Here is a 26034-nt window from a genome sequence, read left to right as displayed (position 1 = left end):
ATGCGCGCGCGACTGCACCTCCAACTCAAGGACGCCGACGGGCGGCTGCTGGCCGAACGGCACGTACGCAACGCGGTGCTGCAAAGCGGCGCCACCTTGCTTGCGCGGCTTTTCGCGGCACAGGCCACCGGCATCAGCCACATGGCCGTCGGCAGCAGCGATGCGCCGGAAACCGAAGCCTTCGCCACCACGGCCCTGCAGGACGCGACCGAAGTGCCGATCGGCGCCGACGCCTTCACCATCGACGCGCCCGACCCGGTGCGCCGCGTGGTGCGCGTGCGCGTGCGTGCCACGGTGCCCGCGGCCGATGCGGTCGGCACGTTGCGCGAAGCGGCTTTGCTCTCGCGCAGCGGCGAGACCGCGACGCTCTACAACCGCGTGGTCTTCAGCCCCATCGAAAAGGGCAATGACCACGAGCTGACGCTCTTCTGGGAGATCGCCTTTCCTTATGGCGATCTGCAGGGCCTGCTCTAAACGAGGACAACGCCATGGCCGCCAAAGCCGCATTCAACTTCCAGCTCACCGGCTTCCCCGCCGCCAACCGGGACGCCGAGGTCACGCTGACCAACACCGCCACCGGCCAGACGCTCAAGCGCAGTCCCTTCCTGGACGGCTCGCTCGTGGTGCGCGACCTCGACCCCGGGCTGTGGGAGGCGAAGGTCACGCACCCGAACCTGATCCAGCCCATCTTCACGCAGAAGCTGCGCCTGTTCCCGCAGATCACGCCCACGCTGGTGCCGGTGCGCATTCCCGACGTGCTGTTCCAGGACCGGCCGATCCGCGACATCCCCGACGCCAATCTCGGCCCGGTTCAGCAGGCGGTGACGGCGGCGCGCGACTCGCTCACACCCGTGCTCGGCAAGGCCCCCGGCGAGGCCATTCGCGCCGGCGACTGGAACACGCTGGCGAGCGCGGTGCGCGACATCGCCGACAACGTGCTGCAGCTGACCAACCTCGTCTCCCCGCGCGGCCACGACCACCCCGAGATCGCCGACAAGATCGCCGAGGTGCAGCAGAACATGCGCAACTTCAGCGAGGCTTTCGGCAAGAGCCTGCTGGAGCTTCGCCGCGAACTGGAGGCCGAGCACTTCCGCCGCGTTCTCACCGGCGTGCTGGACGAAGCGCAAGCCCCGCAGGCCACGCGCGACGACCTGCTGGGCCGCGTCGGGCGCCTGAGCGAAACGCTGCAGGCCGACCCGGCCGTGTTCACCAGCCAACTCAACAACACCGGCTCGCGCGTGCTCGGCGCGGTGGCAGACATGGTCGCTGCCAACCCGGCCCTGGGCGCGAGCGCGCAGGTGCAGAAGATGCAGGCGATCGCGCAGCAATACACCGTGTCGGGCACGACGACCACGGCCGACAACGAGCTGAAGATCTACAACCGCACCAACACCGCGTCGGGGGGCAAGCTCGGCACGGTGCTGCGCAACTGAGCGGCACGCACGCGCAACGGAGCCTCGCACCATGGCCACCCCGCAAGACCTCGACCGCCTGCGCGCCCTGCTCGCGCAGCTGGCGCAGATCGGCGCCGCGCGCCGCGGCGAGCTGATCCGCGCCGAAGACTGGAACATGCTCGTCGGAGCGCTGGCCGACGTGGCGCGCGCCGTGCTCGCCGCCGAGGGCAGCGACGCGATACCGACGCATGCGCATCCCGATCAGGTGGACGCCGACTGGCTCGCGCCCTCGCTGCGCGAACTGCTGGAACGCGGCCCGCTCGCCGACCCTGCGATGCAGCAGCGCCTCACAACCATCGAGCAGACCTTGCGCCGACTGGCCGCAACGCAGGACGGCAGCAACAGCAAGATCGACGAATTCCGCGGGCGGCTGACGGACGTCGCAAGTCGTGACCTGGAGCGCCAGTCCGCCATCACCGCGGTGCGGCGGCAGCTCGACACGGTGGTCGATCCGCGTGCCGACCTGCAGGCGATGCGCAACTCGCTGGGCGCGGTGCAGCGCGATCTCTCGACCGTGCAGGAAGCGGCATCGCGCCTTTCGGTGAACGGGCAGGTGGTGGACATCGGCTCGGTGTTGACGCGCGTGACGGATCTTGAGCAGTTGCGCGAGCGCTTTCGGCTCGCCAACGGCGAACTGCTGGACGCTGCGACCGTGGAGCGTCGGTTGGCAGAAGTGGACCAGCGCACCGTCACGCCCGAGCGGCTCAACGATGCGCTGAACAGCCACCAGTTCGAGTTGTCCGCCGCGCAAGCCTCAGCGCTGGAAGATCGCATCGGCACGCGGCAGCGCGAGCAAACCAACGGCGTGCTGGAAACCTTCCGCGGTGAAGTCGACACGCGCGTCAACACACGGCTCGAAGGCCTCGGCACGCTGGTGCAGGCACGCGTGGCCGATGCCCTGCCCGGCCTGCAAGCCAGCCTGACGACATCGCTGGGCGGCCGCATCGACGCGGCACAGCAGGCGGCCATTACGGCAGCGCAGCAAGCAGCGCAACGCGCCATCGACAGCAGCACGGCCAGCGTGCGCGCGGACCTCAGCGCGCGCATCGACGCGGTGAATGCAGGCCTGGGGCAGCAGGTCGACACGCTGCTCACGGCGCGGCTTTCGACCAGCCTTGCCGCACTCACGAGCCGCATCGACGGCGCGAGTGCGCGGCTCGATGCGCTCGGCAGTCAGGCCGGCCAGCTCGCTGAAACGCAGAAGGCGCACGCCACGCAACTGGCGGCCATCCCGCAGAACTTTGCGGCGCTGCGCACCGAACTGCGTCAAAGCCTGCAGGACGAAATCGGCCTGCAGGTGGCCGCAGTGAACCGCTCGCTCAGCGACCAGCTCGCCGCCTTCTCGCGCAACAACGACCAGAAGCTCAATGCGATGCGCAGCGAGATCTCGGCGCAGGCCGTGGACGCCGCGCGCAAGGCCGCCATCGAGACCTCGCAAGCCAGCAGCGCCACGCTTCGCACGCAGTTGCTGGCCGAGATGCGCGGCATTGCGCGCGACGAATTGAACGTGGCGGTCAACGACTCGGTGCGCACCAGCGTCGATCGCGCGGTGGCCACGCAGTTCGCGACGGTGCCGAACCTCGTGAGCGAGGAAGTGCGGCGCCAGCGGCTGGTCACGCGCGACGATGTCGTGGTGCGGCCCGTCACGCCCATATCGCCGGTGACGCCCGTCTCGCCCGTCGTCGGCCCCGGCCGGATTGGCTGAACCGAAGAGACGGCCATGCTCCGCGAGTTCGAACTCGGACTGGCCGACGTACTCGGCAGCCGCCTGCCGCCGCCGCTGCAAGGCGCCGTGGATGCGGCGCCGGCGCGTGCCGAGGCGCTTGTTGTCGTGTCTGTGCGCACGGCGGAAGCGGTCGATGAAGAAATGCTGTCACGCCGACCAGAGCGCGTGCCCGGCGCGACCGATCCGCGCCGGGTGCTGCGCCTGCGCTGCGAGACGACGCTGGAAGTCCGCGCACCGGCCGGCGGCACGCGCGCCGACCAGATGGAGGCGATCGACCGCGTGATCTACCTGCTCGGCGAGGCCAGCCTGCTCGATGGTCGCGATCTGCTCCCTGAAGACGCGGATGCCGATCCGGGCTTCCTGGTGCAGCGGCTTCAACTCCTTCGCGTCGAGGCGCCGTCGCTCATCGTGCTCGTGGCCGAAGGCTACTTCTGGCCGGTGGGCGAAGCGGGCGCGACCGGCATCGCGATTCGCGACGTGCGAATCCGCCAGAGCGTGCTGCCGCTGCTGCTGTCGCCTGCCGCGCCGAGGCTCATCGCAGGCGGCGCTACGGTGGACTTGACGGTGCGGTTCGGCAACGTCGGCATGCGCATCGAAGCGGACGCGCCGGAGCCTGAAGCCCTGCCCTTCGGCGACGCCATGCTGTCGCTGGTCGATGCGGGCGGACGGCCCGGTGCCGGCGTGCTGGCCGGTGGTGGTGCAGGGCCCGAAGGGACACGCGTGATCGCCGTCAACGCCGGCCAGGTGAGCGTGCAGTACACGCCGCCTGCGGCACCGGCCACGGACTTTCTGGTGGTGCGGCTGGACAACGGCGAAGGCGAGCCCGGCCAGCAACTCGGCAAGCTGCGCCTGGTGGTGAGGAGCGCGTGATGGCGATCGCCGTGCAGCTCTTTGAACATGCGTCGGCACTGGCGACGGGCGTTGCGTCGAACATCACCACGGCGACGATTTCCGCGCAGGCATACCTCTTCGCGGAGCCGGTGGACATCAGCGGCGATGGCCACGCCATCGACTTCGCGTGGAACGGCGTGGCGGGCGCCACGTCGGCCGAGTTGGTCGATGCGAGCGTCACCCTCTACCCCGCGATGGCAGAGACCGTGATGCCCGACAAGCCGGCCACAGCAGACGGCGGCGGATGGCGGGTCGACGTGCCGTCGGGTGCGCGCGTGCGCGCCATCGGGCTGAAGGGCTTCAAGGGCGGCGAAGGCAACGAGATCGTCGATGCGCCGCCGGCCGACCAGCGCATCGCCATCGCCTTTCCGCCGCCGCGTGGGGGCGGCTTCGACAGCCCGCGCTTCTCGGTGCCACCCGTGTGGTCGCAAGGCGCGGTACCGGCGACCTTGACGGGCGCGGCGCTGGCGAGCCGCACGATCACGCTCAACCCGTCGGTGGCCGCAACGCGCGTGCGCATCATGCTCGTGAGCGGCCCGAACCCGCCGGAGTTCAGCGCGCAGACGAGCACGCTGGACGCGCTGCAACTCATCACACACACGCCTGCCCGCAACGCGAAGCTCACCGGGCCGGATGGGCAGGCGCTATGGTCGGTGCCGGCGTTCGATCCCGATGCCGGCAGCACACAGGTGGATCTGCGTCAGTCCTTGCAAGCGGAATTCAACCGTTTGCTCAAGACCGGCGAGCCGCTGCAGGCGAGCCTGAAGTTGCGGGCCGATGCGCCTGCGCGCTGCAGCGTCTTCAGCGCACGCGCACACGGCGCGCTGTTGCGGGTGCACGATGGCATCGCGACGACGGCCCTCGAAGGCGATGCGCTGCCGCTTGCTGTATTCGACGGCGCGGCGCTCGCGGACGAAACGCCCTCCTCCGCCATCGGCGACCTCACCATCCACTACGACGGTCTGCGCGTACTGGAAGAAGTCTCCGATGCGCCGCCCGATCCCACGAGCCCGGTGATGGGCCGCATCGTCGGCATAACAGGTGCCACGCGCGCATGGCCGCCGGAAGCGCTGCTGGGCCGCGAGCCCGCACGCATCGGCGTCTACGGCCGCGCGCCCGAGGCTTGCGAACTCGCGCTGGAACTGGTGGAGCTGAACGGCGAAATCGTCGGCGCCACGCTGGCCGGCCCCGCGTTGCTGCAGCTCGATGCCGCCGCTGGCCTGCGAACGCACTGGGCCGAACTGCCGCCCTCCGCCGCCTTGCCGCGCAACGTGGGACTCCGGCTGCGCTGCAACGTCGGCCGCTTCTTCTGGGCCGAACGGCCGGACGGCGTCGCCATCGTGCGCGTCGCCATACGCGATCCCGATCCGGGCGGCCGCCCGTTGATGCTGGGCAACGTGAAGATCGCCGACGTGACCGGTGCCGAATCGCACCAGCCGGCCTTCAGCTTTCCCGCCTCGGCCTTTCGCGGCCATGTGCCCTTCCTGCAGTCCTCGCTCTTCCTGCACGTGGACTGCTCCGACCTGACATTGAGGTACGCACGATGAGCCTGCTGGGCGACCTCCAGAGCATCGACCTGAGCGCGATCGTGCAGGCGCGCGGGTCCATCAGCGCTTCGGTCTCGACGCCGCAGATGCAGGCGTTGACGGGCGCGGGCGCCGCATCGAGCGCGCTCGGCAGCCTGGGCGGCGGCATCGACGGCCTGCGCACCGCCTTCCCCGCGCCGGACGCGCTGCTGCAGCCGCTGGTGGCCGCGCTGCAGCAACTGGGCGGGCGCTTCGACGCCAGCAAGCTGCCGCTGGGCGAATACGCACAGGCGGTGGGCGAAGGACTCAGCTTCGTCACGCACCTGGCCAAGTCGGTGAGTGGCGAGCCGGCCAACTTCGGCGAGATCTTCGGCACGCCGCTGGCCGAGGCTGTGCGTGTGGCAGGCGGTGCCTCGGGCGAACTGGGGCGGCTGTTCGGCAGCGGTGCCGACAGCTTTGCGGCGCTCAGCCGAATGGCCAACCAGGACATTCGCGACCCGTCGGCGCTGATCGACCTGGCGGCGCAGGTGCTGCTGCCCTTCCCGCAGGCGCAGTTGGGCAGCATCCGCACCAGCATCGCGACCGTGCTGGACGCAAGCGGCGCCCTGCACCTGCCGGCCAACCGGCATCTGGGCCTGGTGGCAGCGTTCGACGCGGTGGCGTTGGCGGCCGCAGGCGGCAACGCTTCTGCACTCGACGCCGCGCTGCGCAACCTGCAGCAGGTGCGCAGCCACACGCTCGGCGTGCTGCGCGACGACCTGCTGTTCGCCATGCAGCAGGTGCAGAAGCTGAAGGTGCCGCAGTTCATGCAGCCGCTGGTCGAACTGAACAAGACGCTCAAGCTCGGCGAGCGCGGCGTCATCGAGTTCCTTGACGACTTCCGCGACCAGATCCGCACGGTGCGCGCCTTGATGGACAACCCCGACCTGGCCCAGGTGCGCACCTTCATCCAGGGCCTCGCACCGATGATTGAGGAGCGCGCACGCGTCGTCGTCGAACAGCCCATCGACGCAGCCGTGGTGCGCGCCAAGGACTTCGTGCGCCGCAGCCTGCGCAGCCTGCCGGTGCGCGACCTGCGCCAGCAGATCACCATCTTCCTGCATGACGCGGTGGAGGCTGTGGAATCGGCCGGGCTCGACGGCCCGGCCCGCACCGCACGCGAGGCGCTGGCCAGCGTCGCCAACCAGCTCGACGCCGGCGCGCTGACCGACCAGATCCAGGGGGCGCTGCAGGAAGTCGACCAGGTGATGCACCAGGCGCTCGACGGCGTGATCGACGCGCTCGACACCATCGCGCAGCGCATCGACGAAGTAGCGGACCAGGCCGTTGCCATCCTGGGCAAGCTGGCCGAGGGACTGGCGCAGTTCAAGGCCACCATCGACGGCATTGCGCAGGCCATCGACGGGCTCGGCATCGAGCAGGTCGAGGAGCAACTCGTGAAGGCGCTCACGACCCTGCGCGAATCGGCGAGCGAGCTGCTCGCCAACGTGCCGCTGCCCGAGCCACTGCGCCCGCAGGTGGAGCAACTGATCGAGCTGCTGGAAGGCGTGGACTTCGACGCGGTGTTCGAGCCGGTGCGCAATGCGGTGGCCGAACTGCGCATTCCCGACGACGTGGCCGCGACGGTGGAGAGCGGGCTCGCGGAGGCGCAGCGTGTGGTCTCCAACCTCATTCCGGCATCGCTCATTGCCGACATCGAGGCCGAGGTCAACAGCGCGCTGGACACCATCCGCAACTTCAACCCGGCCTCGCTGCTGCCCGATGTGTCGCAGTACCTCGACCAGGCCGCCGACCTCATCGAAAGCCTGGACCCGCGCGCCATTGCCGAGACGATTCGCGCGCCCTTCCAGGTGGTGCTCGACGCGATCGACAAGGTGCATCCCAATCGCCTGCTGGCACCGGTGATTGCGGGCTACGACGCGCTGCTTGCGCAGATTCCGGTGCCCGATGCGCAAGCCTCCGTCACCGGCCTGCGCGCATCCTTCGACAGCGTGGGGCGCACCGCCTCGCGTGCCGCGCTGGAACCGGCACGGCGCATGGCGGGCGACAGCGATGCCACGCTCGCCGACCCCGACACGCGCACCACCAACACCGAACTGCCGCCTCCCGCCAACACGGTGCACGCGGGTGATGCGATCCGATTGCTGGGCTTCATTCCGGCGCGGCTTCGCACGCTGCTGGGCCAGTTGGAGGCAGGCCCGGCCGGCGAGGTGATGGCCGCGCTCGACGCCCTGTGCGCCGGGCTGGCGCGCGACCTGCGGCAGTTTCAGGCCGCGCTGCATGCGGCTGCGCGGCGTCTGGAGGATGGCGTCGACGCCATGTTCACGCCACTGGCCCCCGCGCAGTTGCGCGCCCACTTGGCGCTGCAGGCCAACCTGTCGACGCCCGGCGGCGAAGTACGGCTGCAGGCCTCGCTCACCGCCGTGGGCCAGGCGGGACCGTCGGCGCTGCGGCGCGAACTGGCGGACACGCTGGGCCTGCTGCGCGCCAGCGCCGGGCAGCTCACCGGCGGCACGGGCGGTGCGTTGGGGCCTTCCATCGAACGCACGGCGCAGGCGCTGGAGTCCTGCCCATTGGCGCGCTTCTCGGGCAACCTGGAAGCACTGCTTGACGCGCTGGACCCGGAACCCATCGCGCTGGAAGTCGATGCGCTGGTCGACCGCATGGTGGCGCTCACGCCGCAGCTCGTTGCCGAACTGCTGCCGGACTTGCGCGCTTTCGTGCAGCGCATGCAGGCGCTCATCAACCACTACAACCCCGGCGCGCAGGCGCGCAAATTCCTGCAGGTGCTGGAGGTGGTGCGCGAGGAACTCGACGTGCTGGACCCGCGCCGCCTGGCCGCCGAACTGGCCGAGTTGCATGCCGCGCTGCGCGCCAGCGTTGCGGCCTATGACCCGCGCGTGTTTGCCGAGGAACTGGCCGCCATCACGCGCGCCATGGCCGCACAGATCCGCGCACTGGACCCTGCCGCCCTGCTCGGTGACCTGAGCTTCCTGCAGGACGCAGTGGACCGCGTGGCTTCAGCGAATCCGGCCGAACGGCTGGCGGAAGTCGGCACCGCGCTGACCGAAGTCGGCACACAGCTGGGCGCCATCGACCTCGATGGACTCATCGATTCGGTGAGCCGCCTCGGCCCGCGACTCGTCGAGAGCTTCGAAGCACTGATCGCCGCCGTGCGCAACGAGATCGTGGCGCTGCTGCAATCGCTGCGCTACGCCATGGCGAGCGGCTCCGCATCCGTTTCCGCCGATGTGAGCATCGCATGATGATGAACGCCCTGCTCCAGTCGATTGCGCCGCACGGTGCGCCGCCGCTCGATGCGGCCGGCTTTACAGCGGCAGCGGGCGGCATGCCTTTCGGCAAGCAGCGCGCTGCCAATGCGCCCGATGACAAGGAGCGCGATCCGATCCGCCACGTCATCCACGTGCCGGGCTGCGCGGTGCCACTCGTGACCGAGCGCGACGCCGACGGCCGCTTGTTGACCATCAGCGCCGGCGAGCGCATCCATGTCGATGCACGGCAACCCGGGCAACTGTTGTTCGACGGCGGCTTCGTGAAAGTGCAGGCCATCGAATTGCCCGGCGGCCTGTTGCGGCGTGTGCAGCTTCGCACCGACGCGGCCGGGCGTGTCGAGCAATGGAGCGAGCGCTACGGCTGGGACGCCAAGGGCCGGCTGGTCGACGTCGATGGCGTCAGGGTCGAACATGATGAACAGGGCCGCATCGTCGCCTGCATCGACCGCAACGGTGGTCCCGCCTGGCACTACGGCTACACCGGCGAGCACCTCACGGTGATCCAGACGCCGCACGTGCTGCGCCACATCCTTCGCGACGCCACGGGCCGCCCGGTCGCATGGCGCGAATCGGCGAACGGCATGCAGCGCGAAGGCAAGCTGCGCTACGACGAATCCGGCGCACGCCTGCCGACACGCAGCACGCCGCAGGGTTGGGAAATGGATGCCTGCGGCCGACTGCTCGCCATCTGCGACGACGACGGCCGCGTGCGCCGCACCTTCCTGTGGGACGGCTGGCTCTGCCTCGGCGCGATCGACGGCGAACCCGGCGAACCCCTTGCAGAGGTCTACAGCCTCGACCCGGGCGGCACGCCGGTGCGGGTGTGCACGCGCAAGGGCATGAAGCGCCTGCCGCGCGACGGCTTCGGTGAGAGCCTTTTGGACGTGCAGGACGACGGCGCCGCAAGGCCGGGCCTGTACGGCGGCGCCATCGCCAGCGATGGCCTGGTGCACCTGCCCTATCGCCGGCTCGACCCGCGGCTGGCGAGCTTTGATTGCCCGGACCCGCTGCACGGCGAAGCCGGCGATCCGCGCCGCGCGGGTGGATGGGAAGGTCCGCTGCAGATCGAGTTGCCGGCGGCCGGCCCCTACACCGTGTGCCGCCACAACCCCGTGTCGCTCGCCGACCCGACCGGCGCAGTGTCGGACCTGTGGTGGCTCATCCCGAGCGCACTCACCTGGTCGATGCAGAACACCATCGCCAGCCTGCTGGGCATGTGGCTGAACCTGCAGTTCTCGCCCTTGGGCTGGATCGTCAGCGCAGCGGCCGGGGCCAACCCCTTCGACGCCGAATGGATCAGCGCGACCAACCACGATGCCTTCGGCCTGCGCGCCGACGGCTGGATGTCGCGCATCCAGCCGGTGGCATGGACCTATCAATTCCTGGTCAACGAGGAGAAGGCCAGCTTCACCGCGCTCGAGGACGCACGCCTGTTCTCACCGGGCGCCGAGTTCCGCCCCACGCTGTACGGAAGCCTGCTGCGATGTGCGCCGGCAAGCGGCACCAGCTTCGTGCTGCGCGGCATGCGCGCTTCGCCCAACGGCACTGTGCTGACCGATTGGTCGCGCTGCGGCGGCACCGCCGAGCCCGCCATCCCCGGGTCGCTGCTGCCGGTGTTCCCCAGCGGTGGCCTGCACTTCGACACCGTGCCGCGCGGCGTGCACGCACAGGCCGGCGACATGATCGAACTGTCGCTGAACGACCCCGTGACCGGCCTGGCCGACAGCTTTGCCGCGCTGGTGGTGCCCGGCACCTCGCTCGGCCTGGCGGTGGGCGCGGACCTGGTGCTGGCCGATGCGCCCGGGCTGCTTGAAGTCGTGCGCGTGCTCGATGTGGACGAAGTCGCCGGCAGCACGCTGCTGAAAGTCGACCCGGCGCTGACGCGCCTGGGCGGCGGCGCGCTGCGCCTGCAAGGCCTCACGGCCCCTGCAGGCACCGAGGCGCTGACGCCGGTCGTGAGCGATCAACTGTTGCTTGGCGTGGCCGGCAGCTCGCTGGACTACGCACCGTCCCTTAGCGTGCTGCGGCTGGCGCGTGCCGGCGCGACGGTCCATGTGGCGCGGGTCGATGGGCTGCGCGCACAACTGGCGCTCGATTCACCGGTGCCGGCCGCGGTGGGCAACGACTTCAGCGTGCGCTCGGCGCTCGCGAGCGGCAACTTCAACGGCCGCATCGGGCCGACGCCGACGCAGTACGAAGTGCAGAGCGGCACCGCGCCCGGCGTCGGCAGCGGCCTGCTGATCGGCAGCGGTGCGGCGGCGTTGCCGGCCATCGTCGTCTCCGCCGCGGGGGCGGTGCTCACCGTCGACCGCGATCTCTCCGCGCTCGGCGCGGCGGGCACGACGCAACCCTGGCAACAGTTGGCCGCAGCCGGCGACCTTGGCCAACACGCCGGTGCACCGGAAGGCACGGCCGTGCTGACCTACGTGCCCATCGCCCCCGGCGCCGCGCCCACCAGCGGCTTCGTCTGGCTGCAAGGCGCGCAGGCCGCGGTACGGCAAGTGACGGCCGTCAACCACGACGCCCTCGTGATGAGCCACCCGCTGCCCGACAACTCAGCGGATCCGTACGACACCACGCGCTGGCGCCTTGCCGCGCCGGACATCGCGGGCATCGGCGCGGGCACCGTGCAGACCATCGCGCTCAGCGGCGCCTTGCCCGCGGGCACAACGGCATTGCACCTCTTGCCCTTCGGCGCAACCACGGTGACGGCCGGCGCCGAACTCTTCGACCCCGCCACCGTGCTGGCCTATGCCGACGGCACGCCGCCGGTGGTCACGACCACCGTGGACAACGGCGTCATCGACAACCCCGTGCGCCCCGGCGACGTGGTGGTGGTGACGCCCGCTGCGGGCCAGCCGGTGGCAGGCGTGATCCGGCGGCTGCGGCTGCAGGTCACGCTGGACCGCAACCTCACGCTGAGTGCGGGGACGATCGAAGCCGCGCTGATCGCCGCCGATGCTCCGGTCTACACCGCCACCGTGGGCAGCGGCACACGCGAACTCGACTTGGCCATGCCGACCGCTGGTACGCCATTGGCCTTCGCGGTTGGCGAGTCGGCACAGGTCAGCTTCATCGATGGCGGCGCGCCGCAGCTGCGCACCTACGCCATCAGCGGCATCAACCGCGCGACGATCACCTACACCACCGACGCTGCCAACCCGGCCGTGCCCGCGGCGGCCACGGACATCATCGTGCAGCGCCTGCCCGTGACGACCGCGATCCGCATCGACGACCTGGTGCTGCAACTGCAAGTGCCCGTCGTCGGCGCGCAGCGGATGGACATGCCGCGCTTCGTGCCGGGCGAACTGGTGCTGGTGAACTTCCGCGACGGCACGGCCCTGCAGGTTCGCCATTGCCTGATCGACGCGGTGGCCGGCACGACGCTGACGCTGAGCGACGACGCGGCAATTCCTGCCACGGCGACGGAGATCAGCGTGCACCGGCTGCAGGTGCAGGACCCGGAGAACGGCAGCGCGCGCTGGGGCATCGAGGGCACGGTGGACTCGCCCAACCAGATCACCTTCAGCGTCTGGAGTGGCGCCGATGGCCTCGGCCGGCCTCGGCTTGCAATCATCGACGGCGGCGCGGTGCATGCGGTGCAACTCGCAGCACCGCCGCAGGCGCTGGCCATCGAACTGGGCGTGGCCGGCAACTCCGCCGCGCTGGTCGGCAACGTGCGGCTCTCGGAACCGCCCGCCGCCGTCAACGCGACGGTGACGACCGACTTCACCGTCGACAACCTCACGCTGAAGCTGCCGCTGGCCACCGCCGTGATCGCCGCGGGCAACCTCACCGCCATCGTGCCCTACACCGACAGCACGGTGCGCGCTGCGGGCAACCTGCACGCTGGCTCGGTGCGCATGCCCGACGACCACGAGAACGCAGGCACCGAACTCACGCGGCGGCAGGCGCTGGAAGACCACGAGTTGATGCACACGGTGCAGTCGGCGCGGCTCGGGCCGATCATGCTGGTGGCCTTTCCGCTGTGGGCGCTGGAGCTGGCCAACGACCTCACGGCCGCCGGCGGCCCGGCCTTCTCGCCCTACCTCGCGGGCACGCTCAACAACGGCGTGCTGACGCCTTCGAACGCCACCGGCTTCGAGGCAGACGGCAAGGTGCAGGTCGCGCAGAACCGCCGCGTGCAGACGGTGACGCTGGGCTCGGCCGCAACGGGCGGCGGCTTCAACCTGAGCGATGGCGACCGGCGCGCGCTGGGCACGGCAGGCTTCGGCAACGGCGCGGTGCAACTGCGCCGCCCGCTCGTGAGCACCGGCAACGACGTGCTCGAATGGATCACCAACATCGGGCAACTGTTGACAGTGGGCGGCCTGATGAACGTGCTGTCGCTCGCGGGCTGGGGCGGGCTGGCCGCCATCATCGTGCAGATCGTGCAGGCCATCCGCTATGCGGCGCGCTCCAACGTCAACGTGCCGATTGCGGACGACAAGATCACGCTGACGCTGGCAGCAGGACAGACGCTCGAAGGCCTGGAAGCCGGCGTGCTCGTGGCGCTCAAGTCGGGCGACCAGATCTTCATCCGCGCCGTCGACACGATTGCCGACCGCGTCGTGAAGCTCGGTACGCCCGTGCCGCTGAGCGGGCAGGTCGAGTTGTCGGTGTACTCGCCGGGCGCCTCGGTGTTCGGCCTGCGCAGCTTCTATCCGGCCACGGTGGCGGACGTCAACCAGCCGGCGCGCCTGACCATTGCCGCGGTGGGCTCCGACACCTTGAGCCTGGCGGTGCATGACCGCGTCGAGGTGCGCAGCGCCACCGGCAGCGCGCACCGCACGCTGGTCACGCGCGTGGACGGCCCGGCCGTGGAGCTCGAAGAAGCCGTGCTGCTGCGCGACGACCAGCCCAACGAATTCCTGATCGGGAAGATCGCCGGGGAAGACCCCTCGGGCTGGCTCGACGGCTGGCTGCTCAACGAACTGCACCTGGGCTGGATGCAATATTTGCACGATCCGTGGGGCCAGATCCTCTACCGTGCGCAACCGGCCGCGGACAACGGCGCCGGCCAGTTCTTCGCACGCTCCGCGCGCTACCTGTTCGGCACGCAGTCGTGGATGTGCTGCTTCCTCGGCTTTTTCTGGAACGACAACGCCTACCAGCGCGACAACCCGCACCGCTCGCGCATGGAGCAGGAAGCCTCGCATCGCAGCGGCGACACCTACTGCCCGCTCGGCAGCCTGCACGGCGACGTCGCGGTGATCGGCGACGTGGCGCGCTACTGGGTCACGGTGAGCGGCGGCACGCGCGACGGCAGCGGCAACACGCCCACCGACATGATCAGCTTCGGCCTGCAGGACGCGCCCTCGCTCAACTTCGTGCAGGCCCCCACCGTCACCCTGCCTGCTGGCAGCAGCTTCGCCCTGCCGGGCGCGCTCTTTGCGCAGAACGCGGCCGGTGCGCTGACCGGCGTGGGTGCACGCGGCTTCATCCCGACGAACAACGTGCTCGAACGTTCCTGCGGCATGCACGTCGCCTTCTCGCGGCCCGCGCCGGCCGGCAACTCCTACCGCATCACCGCCCAAGGGCTGAGCGGCCTGAACAACTCGCTCGATGCGCAGAGCAACGGCCGTGCGACCATCTTCTACGACCAGAGCCCGCGTGATGTCGACGTCACAGCGGCCGGCGTGCCCATTGCCGAAGCCGCAGCCACGCCCTTGCAGGTGCGGCCCTTCCAGCGCATGCGCTTCGACGTGGCGCCCGTCGGCAGCCGCGTCTACCGCGCGACGGTCGGCGGCGAGGGACGCAGCTTCGACACCGACGAGCTCACCGTGACCGCGCGCGGCCTGCTGGGCGCAGACGACGTGGAGATCAGCCGCTTCCACCATTTCAACGGCACGAGCTACGACTCGGGCATCGGCCCGATCCACCTGCCCGCCGACCTGCACATCGCGGTGCGGCGTTTCCGGATGGAGGTGGTCGACACGATCCCGCTGCGCGCCACGGCAGACCACCTCGCCGCGGCCGCCGCGAGCATGCAGCCCGGCGGCGACGGTTTCGTGCTCGTGCCCTCGCCGATCGCGCCCTTGCCGACGGCCGTGACCGTCGGCGGCGCGCTCGCCGTCAATGCGCAACTGGTGCCGACCACGGCCACGCTCTCGGCGCAAACGACCGCCTTCCTCGGTGACGGCGGGGCGATGCAGATGCAGGTGCCAGCGGATGAGCCGCCGGAAGACACGGTGCCGGTCACGGTCACGATCCAGGTGGGCGCCGATGCGGCGAGCGCTGTGCCGGTGCATTGCAGATTCGACCTGGTGCCTGCGTTCACGCTCACGAGCGCGGGCGGCTTCAGCGTCGCGCCCGGCGCGACGATCACGCTGACGAGCAGCGACGGCACAGCCATTCAATCGGTGTCGCCGCCCGCCGGGCTGACCATCGTTGCGACGGGCGCAGACCTGGCTGTGACGGTGGATGCAGGCCACGCCGTCGGGCCAATCACACTGCAGGCAGTCGACAGTGCGAACGCGCAGCGGCAGGCGCGAAGGGTGATTACGGTCGCCTGAGACCAGGCTGAATGAGCAGCCCTTTCCCGCTCACAGCCTCCAATCCGGTGCCTCGCACGCAAGCGATGCCACCGGCAGCGATGGCCTCGACGACCTCACCCCGGAACTACGCACGAAGTTCTCCATCGACCGTCACCTTCGGCACCTTGAATCCCATCGCAATCCACGCGCGCAGTAGCCTGAACATGAAAGCGAAGGACTGTCGCCTGGCATTTGGAACATCGTCGGGCAGCGCGGTGCCCTCCGGGAGATCCATCGTCATGGTCCGCATCTCCAGTGCAGGCAGCGTCTCACGGGGCCAAAGACAGCCGTACAGGCTAAGCCAGTGGCCGCCCTGGAAATCCAGGTACACGGGGGTGTTGCAACAGATGGCAACGACCCGCCGCGTCTTCGATTCGGGGGTCAGGCGAAACGCCTCGAGGAGCGCTGCGCCCTTCGTGAAGTCGACGCGATCCTTGCGGTAGAGGACGAATCGCGTGGCGCCATGCGTGTCGACAATGCGCGGAGCCGAGGGCAGCGCCTGGAGCCTGGCGCCGGCGGTGCGGCAGCTGTTGCAGCAGCATTCCGCATTGACGATGGGACGTCCTTGCACTTCGAGGCGCACCTGTCCGCAGATGCAGGAGAGCTCGGTGGGCTTTTTCATGTCAGCGCTTTCTCCGGTTTGATTCGCGTCGGCCAGCCAAGTCATTCTGGAAGGGACGCCAATGCGCACGCACCATCTGCCGGGCAAGCGCGGCAAACAGCGTCGCGCACGTCCGCAAGGGGATTGTGTGTGTTCTCGTTTGGTTGGAAGCGTCCGGTTCGCCACATTCCCGCCGCCGCCTTATCGCTTTCTGGCCATTTCCGCCGCGAAAGACAGGGCGACACCCCAAACGAAAGAAGGCCCGCACGAGGCGGGCCTAATGGGTTGGTCCTTGAAGCCACCCAGGGAGAAACGCTTCCAGCATAGACATTTTGGAAACCTATGTCATTGGGTCGGAAGTTCGCTTCCGCGCATTAATTGGCAACTTGCGCAATCGAATGAATACGTCTGCAGTATTTGGGGCGTCTGACTCAGGGTTAGTCCGGGGCGGCGTGTCCGGATGCTTCACGACGTAACCGGCCGAAGCGCCCGTTCCAGCACGTCCTTGGCCATGGCATGCGCCAGTTCGCGCTCGCCCGTGAAGATGCTCACCGCCTTGTGTTGTTGCGCGAACAGCGCGCCTTCGTCGTCGCTCTGGCTGCGCAGCACGATCTCCAGACCGGGGTTGAGCGTATGGGCGTTCTCGATCATCTGGCGCACGTCGATGACGTCGGCCGTCGCCACCACCAGCACCCTCGCCCGCGCAATGTGCGCCTGGATCAGCACCGAAGGCTCGGCCGCGTCGCCCCACACCGCCGCGGAGCCTTCCGCGCGCAAGCGTTCCACGATCTCGCGGTTCTGCTCGACCACCACGACCGGCAGCGATTGCGCGGCCAACGCAGCGGCAATCCGCCGCCCGACGCGCCCATAGCCCACCAGCACGACCTGGCGCGACAGGTACTTCGACTCCGTCGACATCGGCAGTTCTGCCAACGGGTCATCGCGCGATGCGAGTTGGCGCGCGAAGGCCGAATTGCGGTGCAGCCACTTTTGCAACGGCGCGATCAGTCCGAACCACAGCGGGTTGGTGGAAATCGAAATCAGCGCACCGGCAAGGATCAGGCTCTGGCCTTCCGGCGGCAGCAGCTTCAGCGACACGCCGAGCGCCGCAAGAATGAACGAGAACTCGCCGATCTGCGCCAGGCTCGCGCTCACCGTGAGCGCCGTACCGAGCGGATAGCGAAACAGCAGCACCAGCGCGCACGCCGCGATGGACTTTCCGACCACGATGACCAGCGCGACCGCCAACACTGCGAAGGGTCGCTCGATCAGCACGGAGGGGTCGAACAACATGCCGACCGACACGAAGAACAGCACCGCAAAGGCGTCCCGCAGCGGCAGCGATTCCTCCGCGGCGCGATGGCTGAATTCGGACTCGCGCATCACCATGCCGGCAAAGAAGGCGCCCAGCGCAAAGGACACACCGAACAACGCCGCCGCGGCAAAGGCAATGCTCACCGCCGCCGCGACCACGCACAGCGTGAACAGCTCGCGCGAACCGGTGCGTGTGACCTGCCACAGGATCCAAGGAAAGAAGCGCCGCCCCACCACCAGCATGAGCGCGATGAAGCCGCTCACCTGCACCAGCGTGACCAGCAATGTCTGCCATATGGGCTGCGCATCGGCGGCCTTCTCGGGACCGCCCATCACGGCACCCAGCGGCGGCAGCAGCACGAGCACCAGCACCATCGCAAGGTCTTCGACGATGAGCCAGCCCACCGCAATGCGCCCGGTGAAGGTGTCGAGGATGCCCAGCGTTTCCAGCGCGCGCAACAGCACCACGGTGCTGGCCACCGAGAGCGCCAGCCCGAACACGAGCGCCCCGCCCCAGGACCAGCCCCAGGAAAGGGCCAGCGCACCGCCCAGCAGCGTCGCGACCCCCATCTGCACCAGCGCACCGGGCAGCGCCAGCTTGCGCACGGCCAGCAGGTCGTCGAGAGAAAAGTGCAACCCCACGCCGAACATCAGCAGCATCACGCCGATCTCGGCCAGTTGCGCGGCAATGGCGGGGTCGGCCACGAAGCCCGGCGTGAAGGGGCCGATGATGACGCCGGCCAGCAGGTAGCCCACCAGCGCCGGAAGGCGCAGCCGCACCGCGACGAAGCCAAGGATCAGCGCGAGGCCCAAGCCTGCGGCGATGGTGTTGATCAACGAAACACTGTGGGGCATCGGCCGATTCTCACATCTGCTTGCGGCAGCGTGGCGAGTGGCCTTGAATGGCGCACGGTTGCCAGCACGGAATGCTTGCATTTGCAAGCCTTGACGCGCTGTGGTTCCGGCGATTCAATCGGCGGCCAATCAGCCTTTCGCGCGCCCGGCCACGGGTCGCGACAGGGGCCTCAGGGGGATCGAAACTATCGCGACCGGCTCGTGCGCTTGTCATGGGCCGGTCATTTTTTCTTCACGGGAAAAGGAGTGGATGGTGGACCTGCTGACCTTGCGCAATTACGAAGCCCTCGGACCGTTCGAGATCAAGAATTTCCTGGCCGAGGCCGCCAGCAAGGCGGCGAAGCAGTCCGCCGTGGCCTATCTCAATGCCGGCCGCGGCAACCCGAACTGGGTGGCCACCGAGCCGCGCGAAGCCTTCTTCATGCTCGGCCTGTTCGCGGTGAAGGAAACCAAGCGCGTGATGGACCTGCCACCCGGCATCGGGGGCATTCCGCGCGCCGAAGGTTGCGCCGAACGGCTGCGCGTGTGGCTTGAGAAGCGCGGCGACCTGCCGGGCGTGGACTTCCTCAAGCGCATGGTCCCGTGGGCGGTGAGCAAGTTCAACTTCAAGCCCGACGTGTTCGTGAACGAGCTGGTGGACTCGATCATCGGCGACCACTACCCCGTGCCCGATCGCATGCTGAAGCACAACGAGATCATCGTGCGCGAGTACCTCGACTGGGCCATGATCGGCGAGCCCAAGCCCAAGGGCACCTTCGAGTTGTACGCGGTGGAAGGCGGCACGGCCGCCATGTGCTACACCTTCAAGGCGCTGAAGAACAACCGCCTGCTCAATGCCGGCGACACCATTGCGCTGGGGGTGCCGATCTTCACGCCCTACCTGGAGATGCCGCACCTGGAAGACTACGACCTCAAGATCGTGTCGGTCCACGCGCCGCAGGAAAACCGCTTCCAGTTCACCGACGAGGAACTCGACAAGCTGCTCGATCCGAAGATCAAGGCCTTCTTCATCGTCAATCCGGGCAATCCGTCGGCGATGGCCATCTCCGATACCGTGATCAAGAAGATCGGCGAGATCCTCGAAAAGCGCCCCGACCTGATGCTGCTCACCGACGACGTCTACGGCACCTTCGTGCCGGGCTTCCGCTCGCTGCTGGGCGCCTACCCGCGCAACACGATTGGCGTGTATTCGTACAGCAAGTACTTCGGCTGCACCGGCTGGCGCCTGGGCGTGATCGCGCTGCATGACGACAACATCTTCGACGAGAAGATCAAGGCGCACGATGCCGCCACGCTCAAGAAGCTCGACAAGCGCTATGGCACCCTGACGCCGCAGCCGCGCAACATCAAGTTCGTCGACCGCATCGTGGCCGACAGCCGCGACGTGGCGCTCAACCACACGGCGGGCCTCTCGCTGCCGCAGCAGGTCATGATGGCGCTGTTCTCGCTCTACGAGTTGATGGACGGCGAGAAGGCCTACCAGAAGGCGTGCATCGAGATCTGCAAGCGCCGCACGGCGCTCACGCTCGAAGGCCTGGGCATCGAGGTGGCGCCCAACATCCTCTTCGACCATTACTACGGCCTGATCGACCTCGAATTCTGGCTGCGCAAGTACACCAACGAAGACGTGGTCACATGGATCAAGGCCAACGTGCATCCGCTGGACATCGTCTTCCGGCTGGCCGAAGACCACGGCATCGTGCTGCTCAACGGCGGCGGCTTCGAGGCACCGGACTGGTCGGCGCGGGTGTCCTTCGCGAACCTCGATGAAGAGGTCTACAACACCATCGGCCGCGCTGTGCGGGCCGTGGCGCGCGGCTACGTCGAGTCTTACGAGCGCTCGAAGTCGGTGAAGGTGACGGTCAAGAAGCCGAAGGCCTGAACGGGCCTTTCAACGCCCCATCAACGTGCCTTCATGGCACGTTGACCTTGGTCCATGACGCGTCCGGATCAAAGAGCGTCATGGCGCGCGCCGTCTTGTCGGTTTCCGGGCCGAGGTCCTTCTGGTACAGCACGCCCTGGTGGTTGACCATGAAGCTGGTCACGCCCGTGTCGCCATAGCGGATCGGCCACGCGATCAGCGCAAAGCCTGCGCGCATGCGTCCGCCGATGACGTAGTCGTACGCGCCGCCGGGCGCGTTCTTGCCCTGCGCCTTCAGGATCTTGAAGTTGAAGCCGTGGTAGCCCTCGCCGGGCTTCTGCCCGGCGTAGAGCGGACCGAGCGGGCTTTGGCCTTGCGCGTCGCCCGAGGCCCAGTACAGGCCGTCGTGCTGGCCAGGGGTGCTGACGAACTTCTGCGCGTAGTTGAGCACGCCATCGCCGTCCCGGTCGCGCATCGCGTATTCCTTTTGCGCGTCGAAGTAGGCCAGCACGGCCTGCATCGCGGCCAGTTCGTTGCGGCCGATGCGGCGGGTGCGCATCAGGTCGGCACCCTCGCGTGGATCAAACTGCCAGCCCGCGCTGCGCTTGACGATGGGTACGGGCAGCGTCCAGTTGCCATCGCCCACGGCCAGCATGGCCTTGCTGTCGCCCTGGGCGACGATCTTGTGCTGCTTGCTCCACGCGGAGAGGAAGGCGTCCACGTCGGTGCGGTCGACCGAGCCCACGGGGATGAAACGCCGGAAGTCCGCGCCGAGCACGGTGCGCATGGCGGCCGTGTCATTGGCCAGCACGGCGTTGTAGAGCGCCTGCGATGCGGCCTCGGCGCTGGGGTAGGCGCGTTGCGCGAGCGCAGGCGTCGCAAGCAACGCACTGGCGGCCATGACGGCCATTGACGAGATCAGTTTGAAACGGGTGTGCATGCTCATGTTCCGGGGATGAATGGGTTGCGCCATGACGTTCTCTGGCTCAGGACACTAGCGGCGACCGCCACGACCGCCACCGCCCATGCGGCCGCCTCCACCACCACCAAAGCCACCGGCCCGTGCGCCGCCTCCCCCGAAATTGCCGCCGCCCCTGGCACCACCGCCATAGTTGTGCTGCCCCATCGATTGCCGGCTGGCATTGCCGCGATCGAATTGCTGCTGCATCTGCCCCGCATTGCCAGCGCCACGGAAGGCGTTGTCTCCGCCGAACCCGCCGCCGCCGCGCGAATCCGTGCGCGAGAACCCATCGCCGCCAAAGCCACCTTCTGGCCGGCCGCGCGCCGCGGCCTCTGCGCGCTGGCGCGTGGCGGGGTCGTTGCGCAGCTGGTTGCGCTCCTGGCCCGGATCCATTCCGCGTTGCTGCATGGCGGACTGCGCCTGCTGCCGCTGCGCGTCGCGTGTGGCCGTGTCGCGTCCCCGGAAGTCGCCGCGCTGCTCCGAGCCCGGCACGTTGCGGCCGAACTGCTGCTGGCTGCGCCCATCGCGGTACGGCACGCCACGGCGGTTCTCGGCGTTGTGCCGGAAGTTCGTCTGGTTGGCGTTGAGTTGCCGGTTGGTGTTGATGCTGTTGTAGCGGTTGACGTTGATGTTCACGTCGCCACGCCCCCAATTGCAATTGCCCCAGAGCGCTGCCGTCGCCGCCACGCCGATGCCGAATGCAATGCCAGTCGCCAAAGCCGCGCCCGGGTAGTAGCCGGGGTAATACATCGCCGGCGGGTACCAGTAGTACGGCGGGTAGGCCGGATAGGGCCACGCCCCGTACACCACCGTCGGGTTGTAAGTCGGCACGTAGACCACCTGCGGGTTGGCCGGCTCGATGGTGATCACGCTTTGCTGCGGCGCGTCCTGCGCGGGCGCCACGCTCACCTTCTGCTGCTCCGTGGACTTGAGGTTGCCCGAGGCCTGCGCCTTGGCGCGAAGGCGTTGCGCGGAGTCGAGCACAGCCTTCGAATCGGCCAGGAAGGCGTCACCCAGGTTTTGCACCCAGTCGGGCTTGTCGCCCATGGTCTGGATCACCTGCGGAAAGGCGATCAGCGACTTCACGCTGGGGTCCCAGGGCTGGCTGTCGACCGCCTTGACGGCCGCGTCGCCGGATTGATCGGAATGCGCCTTCGACCACTTGGCCGCATCGGCCACGTCGGCCGGATAGGTCGCCGCCATCAGCACCTGCGACAGCAGCGAGTCGGGGTACAGCGCAATGGGCGCCATCATCTGGTCGATCTGCTCGACGCTGAAGGTGGCGCCGCCCTGCGCGGGGGCCGTGCTCCCCGTTGGCGCGGGCGCCGGTGCAGCGCTGGTCGTCGTCGTCGTGACGGTGGTCGGCGCCATGTACGCGGGCGGCGGCGCCACGACGCATCCGGCGACGACGCACGAGATGGCCAGCGCGACAACGAGCGGCCTGGAGGGAGGGGCAATCGATGGCTGTTTCATGGACCCTGTGGTTTCTTCGAAGAGACCGCTTGAACATCCGGGCGCTCGCCACATCGCAAGAGCCCGCGCGACAGGAAGGCCATTGGAGTGGCCCTCGCCGCGGGTGTCAAGAACACATTGGCGCCGGACACACAAAGTTGCGGGCGGCTGCGGAGTCCAGTCAAATGCATTCAATGACTGAAAGCCCAGAGCCAAGCCACAGGCCGCGCGCCGCATGAAAAGGCAGCTTGGCGTTGCGCTGGCCTTGTTCGCGCTGGCGGGCGAATGCCTTGCCCAATCGAGCGTGGTGCAGGGCCCCGTCGACGGCGATTCGCTGATCTTCTTCGGCGTGGCCGACGCCGTGCTGGCCTACGGCGCCGGCAGCAACTCGCACCGTACGCGGCTCCTGAGCGGTGGCAACACGGCATCGCGCTGGGGCCTGCGCGGCGTGCAAGACCTGGGCGGCGGGCTGGCGGCGACTTTCTGGCTGGAGGCCGGCTACGACGTCAACAACGGGAGCGGCGTGGCCACCAACAGCAACAACCAGGACAGCGGCGCCGGCTTCGACGCCGCTGCATTCAACCGCCGCTCCACGGTCAGCCTGGTCAGCGACTGGGGCGAACTGCGCCTGGGCAGGGACTTCACCGCGACCTACCTGAACCGCGATTCGAGCGATCCGTTCTCGACCAACGGTGTGGGCGCGTCGCAGGCCGATGTCAGCGCCATTCGCGTGCCGACCCTGGTGCGGGCCTCCAACATCGTCGGCTACCTCTTGCCGGCAGATCTTTCGGGATTCTTCGGCGAGGTGCAGTACTTCATGGGCGAAAACGCCTCGGATTCACCCGCGCCGCAGGATGGCACCGGCTACGCCGTGCGCATCGGCTACAGGCGCGGTGCCTTCGGCGTGGCCATGTCGACGGGCCGCACGCAGTACGCGCGCAGCGCAACGACCGGCGACTTCCTGGTGTCGGACATCGCGGCTTCCTATGACTTCGGCGTGGTGTCGGTCAGCACCGGGTACTTTCACGACAGGTCCGAGCGGGACACTCCGCTCACCGGCACGGGCTACATCGTGGGCGCCGTCGTGCCGGTGGGCCCGCACCAGTTGAAGGCGGCCTTCTCGTCTTACGGCACCGATGCGCCCGGCGATCCGCGTGCGGACAAGTTGGCCGTCGGCTTCGTCTACAGCTTTTCAAAGCGCACGCAGGCGTACATGACGCTTGCCCATGTCAGCAACAGCGGAGGGTCGGCGCAGGCGCTCAATGGCGCCACCACGGATCCCGACCGCAGTTCGCGGGGGTACGACTTCGGGCTGAAGCACAGCTTCTAGCGTCGCCGGGCAAGCCAAGGTAAAGACAGCTTCCGCGCCCCCGCCAAAGGGCGTACGCTGGTGATCCGGAGCCTCTGACATGAAGCACCCACGCCTTCTTCGCATCGGCATGGTCCTGGGCGGCCTGCTGGGCCTCGGCGGCTGTGCCGCCTGGCCGGGTTGGTACGACGGCTATGCCTATCCCTACCCCGCCTACTACGGCGCCGGCTACTACGGCTACGGGCCCTCCGTGTACCTGAGCGGCGCCCATTACGGCGGGTACTACGGCGGCTACTACGGTGGTTGCTGCTACGGCTATCCCTATGGATGGCGCGGCCGCTATCCCTACTACGGCCACGCCTATGGTTACGGCCATGGCTATGCAAGGCCGGGCTACGGCGGTCCGGGCTGGGGTGGACGCCCCGGTGGCGGCGGCCAGGGCGGAGGCGGCGGACCTGGACGCGGCGGCGGAGGGGGTGGTGGCGGCGGAGGGGGTGGTGGCGGACGACGTTGAGTGTTCGGCTTGCAATGCTTGGTTGCCTCAAAGCGCATTGACACCACGCCAGCGTTGACACAAAGTCCCTGCGCGGGCGCCAGCCCGCGGGACACCCGTCCGCTCGCCGACGTGCGCATCGGCTTCGGGTCTCAACCGCAAGCTCTTCGGGAGGCAGGAACATGGCAAGCAACAGGAAAGCCACGGTTGACGCATGACCGATGCCGCCGTCGAGCCGCAAGAACACGTGGCGCAGTTGCGCGCGGGCCGAACCGTCACGGTGCGGGCGGTTCGCCCCGACGACCGTCACGCGTTCGCAGTGGCCTTCGAACGCCTGTCGCCCCACTCGCGCTACACGCGCTATTTCAGGCCGCTGCGCGAGTTGTCGCCGCGGATGCTCGATGAGGTGGCGAACCCTCCTGCGGACTGCGTCATGGCGCTGGCCGCCTTCGCCGACGCGCCGCAGCAAGATGGCACTGAGCGGCCCATCGTCGGCGCTGCGCGCATCCTGTGGGCGCCGGGCAGCCACACCTGCGAGTTCGCCGTGACGATCGCAGACGACTGGCAAGGCGCCGGCCTCGCGCGGCACTTGATCCAGACCTTGATTACCCTGGCGCGCGCACGCGGCATGCAGCGCATGGAAGGCTTCGTGCTGCCCGGCAACGACGGCATGCGCGGCCTGGCGCACCGACTCGGTTTCTCGGACGCGCCGTTCCCGGAAGACCCCGGCCTGCGGCTGGTGAGCCTGGACCTGAAATGAGCCCGGAAGTCATCACGGCGCAACGACAACCCTGCACCATCACCTGAACCTGGAGAGTGGCATGGACACGAAACACGCAAAGTACGACCGACTCATCGCGATGTGCCAGACCTTTGCGCCCACGCCCACCGCAGTGGCGCACCCCTGCGACGCGAGTTCGCTTCAGGGCGCCATCGAAGCGAAACAGCTCGGACTCATCGCACCGATTCTTGTCGGGCCCACCGAACGCATTCGCGCCGTGGCGGCAAGCGCCGGGCTGGACCTGACGGGCTTGCAAATTGTGGATGCGCCCTTCAGCGTGGCCTCGGCCGCGTGCGCGGTGCAGCTGGTGCGCGAAGGCAAGGCCGAGGCGCTGATGAAAGGCAGCCTGCACACCGACGAACTGATGGGCGCGGTGGTCAAGTCCGACACGGGGCTGCGCACCGCGCGGCGCGTGAGCCACTGTTTCGTCATGGATGTGCCGGGGCATGCGGACGCGCTCATCATCACCGACGCGGCCGTCAACATCGCACCCACGCTGGAGGTCAAGGCCGACATCGTGCAAAACGCCATCGACCTGGCGCACGCCCTGCACCTCGATGAAGTGCGCGTGGCCATTCTCTCGGCCATGGAAACCATCAACCCCAAGGTGCCGTCCACGGTGGAAGCCGCGGCGCTGTGCAAGATGGTGGACCGGCGCCAGATCACCGGCGCGCTGGTGGACGGGCCGCTGGCGCTGGACAACGCCATCAACATGGAGGCGGCGCGGGTCAAGGGCATCGATTCGCCCGTGGCGGGGCGCGCCAACGTGCTGGTGGTGCCCGACCTCGAAGCGGGCAACATGCTGGCCAAGAGCCTGTCCTTCCTGGCGGGCGCGGACTCGGCGGGCATCGTGCTCGGTGCCAGGGTGCCGATCATCCTCACGAGCCGCGCCGATTCCGTGATTGCCCGGCTCGCGTCGTGCGCGGTTGCGGTGCTCGTGGCGCAGGCCCGGCGCGAAGGCGTCAAGACACTGGGGTGAGA

General features: G+C 68.6%; 16 protein-coding genes. 12 read left to right on the top strand and 4 right to left on the bottom strand.

What is annotated here, in order from left to right:
- The 7 genes from QTI66_RS00995 to QTI66_RS00965 are packed head-to-tail and all read left to right on the top strand — an operon-like array spanning position 1 to position 15405.
- The gene (locus tag QTI66_RS00995) at positions 1-474 is read left to right on the top strand and encodes a hypothetical protein (RefSeq protein ID WP_286556819.1); all 474 of its coding nucleotides are present in this window, start codon (positions 1-3) and stop codon (positions 472-474) included.
- Positions 475-488: 14 nt separating this feature from the next.
- Entirely contained in the window at positions 489-1433 is a 945-nt protein-coding gene (locus tag QTI66_RS00990; RefSeq protein ID WP_286556808.1) for a hypothetical protein, read from the top strand.
- 31 nt (positions 1434-1464) lie between these two features.
- On the top strand, positions 1465-3159 hold the full coding sequence (locus QTI66_RS00985; protein WP_286556807.1) for a hypothetical protein: 1695 nt from the start codon (positions 1465-1467) through the stop codon (positions 3157-3159).
- Positions 3160-3174: 15 nt separating this feature from the next.
- Positions 3175-4050, top strand: a complete 876-nt coding sequence (locus QTI66_RS00980) for a hypothetical protein (protein ID WP_286556806.1) — start codon at positions 3175-3177, stop codon at positions 4048-4050.
- The gene (locus QTI66_RS00975) at positions 4050-5618 is read left to right on the top strand and encodes a hypothetical protein (RefSeq protein ID WP_286556805.1); all 1569 of its coding nucleotides are present in this window, start codon (positions 4050-4052) and stop codon (positions 5616-5618) included. Before QTI66_RS00980 ends, QTI66_RS00975 begins: the two co-directional genes overlap by 1 nt.
- A complete protein-coding gene (locus QTI66_RS00970; RefSeq protein WP_286556804.1) occupies positions 5615-8863 on the top strand; it encodes a hypothetical protein in 3249 nt (1082 codons plus the stop codon). The genes QTI66_RS00975 and QTI66_RS00970 overlap by 4 nt, the downstream gene beginning before the upstream one ends.
- Positions 8860-15405 carry an RHS repeat-associated core domain-containing protein gene (locus QTI66_RS00965; protein ID WP_286556801.1) on the top strand — a complete coding sequence of 2182 codons (6546 nt, stop codon included), beginning with the start codon at positions 8860-8862 and terminating at the stop codon, positions 15403-15405. The genes QTI66_RS00970 and QTI66_RS00965 overlap by 4 nt, the downstream gene beginning before the upstream one ends.
- 106 nt (positions 15406-15511) lie before the next feature.
- Here the strand turns inward: QTI66_RS00965 and QTI66_RS00960 are convergent, their stop codons facing one another.
- Positions 15512-16048, bottom strand: a complete 537-nt coding sequence (locus QTI66_RS00960; RefSeq protein WP_286556800.1) for a GFA family protein — start codon at positions 16046-16048, stop codon at positions 15512-15514.
- 444 nt (positions 16049-16492) lie between these two features.
- Positions 16493-18196 (bottom strand): cation:proton antiporter domain-containing protein, encoded by a 1704-nt coding sequence (locus QTI66_RS00955; protein WP_286556799.1) that lies wholly within the window; start codon positions 18194-18196, stop codon positions 16493-16495.
- A 250-nt stretch (positions 18197-18446) separates the two neighbouring features.
- Here QTI66_RS00955 and QTI66_RS00950 point away from each other — a divergent pair, with 250 nt between their 5' ends.
- Positions 18447-20078, top strand: a complete 1632-nt coding sequence (locus QTI66_RS00950) for a bifunctional aspartate transaminase/aspartate 4-decarboxylase (RefSeq protein ID WP_286556798.1) — start codon at positions 18447-18449, stop codon at positions 20076-20078.
- A 31-nt stretch (positions 20079-20109) separates the two neighbouring features.
- Here the strand turns inward: QTI66_RS00950 and QTI66_RS00945 are convergent, their stop codons facing one another.
- Positions 20110-20997 carry a DUF2950 domain-containing protein gene (locus QTI66_RS00945; protein ID WP_286556797.1) on the bottom strand — a complete coding sequence of 296 codons (888 nt, stop codon included), beginning with the start codon at positions 20995-20997 and terminating at the stop codon, positions 20110-20112.
- Between the two features lie 54 nt (positions 20998-21051).
- Positions 21052-22491 (bottom strand): DUF3300 domain-containing protein, encoded by a 1440-nt coding sequence (locus QTI66_RS00940; RefSeq protein ID WP_286556796.1) that lies wholly within the window; start codon positions 22489-22491, stop codon positions 21052-21054.
- A gap of 214 nt (positions 22492-22705) precedes the next feature.
- Here QTI66_RS00940 and QTI66_RS00935 point away from each other — a divergent pair, with 214 nt between their 5' ends.
- The 4 genes from QTI66_RS00935 (at position 22706) to QTI66_RS00920 (ending at position 26032) form a co-directional block, all read left to right on the top strand.
- Positions 22706-23800, top strand: a complete 1095-nt coding sequence (locus tag QTI66_RS00935) for a porin (protein WP_286556795.1) — start codon at positions 22706-22708, stop codon at positions 23798-23800.
- Between the two features lie 79 nt (positions 23801-23879).
- Positions 23880-24293: a hypothetical protein gene (locus QTI66_RS00930; RefSeq protein ID WP_286556794.1), complete on the top strand. Its 414-nt coding sequence runs from the start codon at positions 23880-23882 to the stop codon at positions 24291-24293.
- Positions 24294-24486: 193 nt separating this feature from the next.
- Positions 24487-25032 carry a GNAT family N-acetyltransferase gene (locus QTI66_RS00925; RefSeq protein ID WP_286556793.1) on the top strand — a complete coding sequence of 182 codons (546 nt, stop codon included), beginning with the start codon at positions 24487-24489 and terminating at the stop codon, positions 25030-25032.
- Positions 25033-25093: 61 nt separating this feature from the next.
- Positions 25094-26032, top strand: coding sequence for a phosphate acetyltransferase (locus tag QTI66_RS00920; RefSeq protein WP_286556791.1), 939 nt, complete (start codon positions 25094-25096; stop codon positions 26030-26032).
- The last annotated feature ends 2 nt before the right edge of the window (positions 26033-26034 follow it).

The organism is Variovorax brevis, assembly GCF_030317105.1.
GTDB lineage: Bacteria > Pseudomonadota > Gammaproteobacteria > Burkholderiales > Burkholderiaceae_C > Variovorax > Variovorax brevis.
This window is presented reverse-complemented; position numbering and strand designations above follow the sequence as displayed.

Excerpts from the sequence above, each read along its gene's own strand:
- QTI66_RS00995 (WP_286556819.1), top strand. The coding sequence starts at position 1 with ATGCGCGCGCGACTGCACCTCCAACTCAAGGACGCCGACGGGCGGCTG.
- QTI66_RS00990 (WP_286556808.1), top strand. The coding sequence starts at position 489 with ATGGCCGCCAAAGCCGCATTCAACTTCCAGCTCACCGGCTTCCCCGCC.
- QTI66_RS00985 (WP_286556807.1), top strand. The coding sequence starts at position 1,465 with ATGGCCACCCCGCAAGACCTCGACCGCCTGCGCGCCCTGCTCGCGCAG.
- QTI66_RS00980 (WP_286556806.1), top strand. The coding sequence starts at position 3,175 with ATGCTCCGCGAGTTCGAACTCGGACTGGCCGACGTACTCGGCAGCCGC.
- QTI66_RS00975 (WP_286556805.1), top strand. The coding sequence starts at position 4,050 with ATGGCGATCGCCGTGCAGCTCTTTGAACATGCGTCGGCACTGGCGACG.
- QTI66_RS00970 (WP_286556804.1), top strand. The coding sequence starts at position 5,615 with ATGAGCCTGCTGGGCGACCTCCAGAGCATCGACCTGAGCGCGATCGTG.
- QTI66_RS00965 (WP_286556801.1), top strand. The coding sequence starts at position 8,860 with ATGATGATGAACGCCCTGCTCCAGTCGATTGCGCCGCACGGTGCGCCG.
- QTI66_RS00960 (WP_286556800.1), bottom strand. The coding sequence starts at position 16,048 with ATGAAAAAGCCCACCGAGCTCTCCTGCATCTGCGGACAGGTGCGCCTC.
- QTI66_RS00955 (WP_286556799.1), bottom strand. The coding sequence starts at position 18,196 with ATGCCCCACAGTGTTTCGTTGATCAACACCATCGCCGCAGGCTTGGGC.
- QTI66_RS00950 (WP_286556798.1), top strand. The coding sequence starts at position 18,447 with ATGGTGGACCTGCTGACCTTGCGCAATTACGAAGCCCTCGGACCGTTC.
- QTI66_RS00945 (WP_286556797.1), bottom strand. The coding sequence starts at position 20,997 with ATGCACACCCGTTTCAAACTGATCTCGTCAATGGCCGTCATGGCCGCC.
- QTI66_RS00940 (WP_286556796.1), bottom strand. The coding sequence starts at position 22,491 with ATGAAACAGCCATCGATTGCCCCTCCCTCCAGGCCGCTCGTTGTCGCG.
- QTI66_RS00935 (WP_286556795.1), top strand. The coding sequence starts at position 22,706 with ATGAAAAGGCAGCTTGGCGTTGCGCTGGCCTTGTTCGCGCTGGCGGGC.
- QTI66_RS00930 (WP_286556794.1), top strand. The coding sequence starts at position 23,880 with ATGAAGCACCCACGCCTTCTTCGCATCGGCATGGTCCTGGGCGGCCTG.
- QTI66_RS00925 (WP_286556793.1), top strand. The coding sequence starts at position 24,487 with ATGACCGATGCCGCCGTCGAGCCGCAAGAACACGTGGCGCAGTTGCGC.
- QTI66_RS00920 (WP_286556791.1), top strand. The coding sequence starts at position 25,094 with ATGGACACGAAACACGCAAAGTACGACCGACTCATCGCGATGTGCCAG.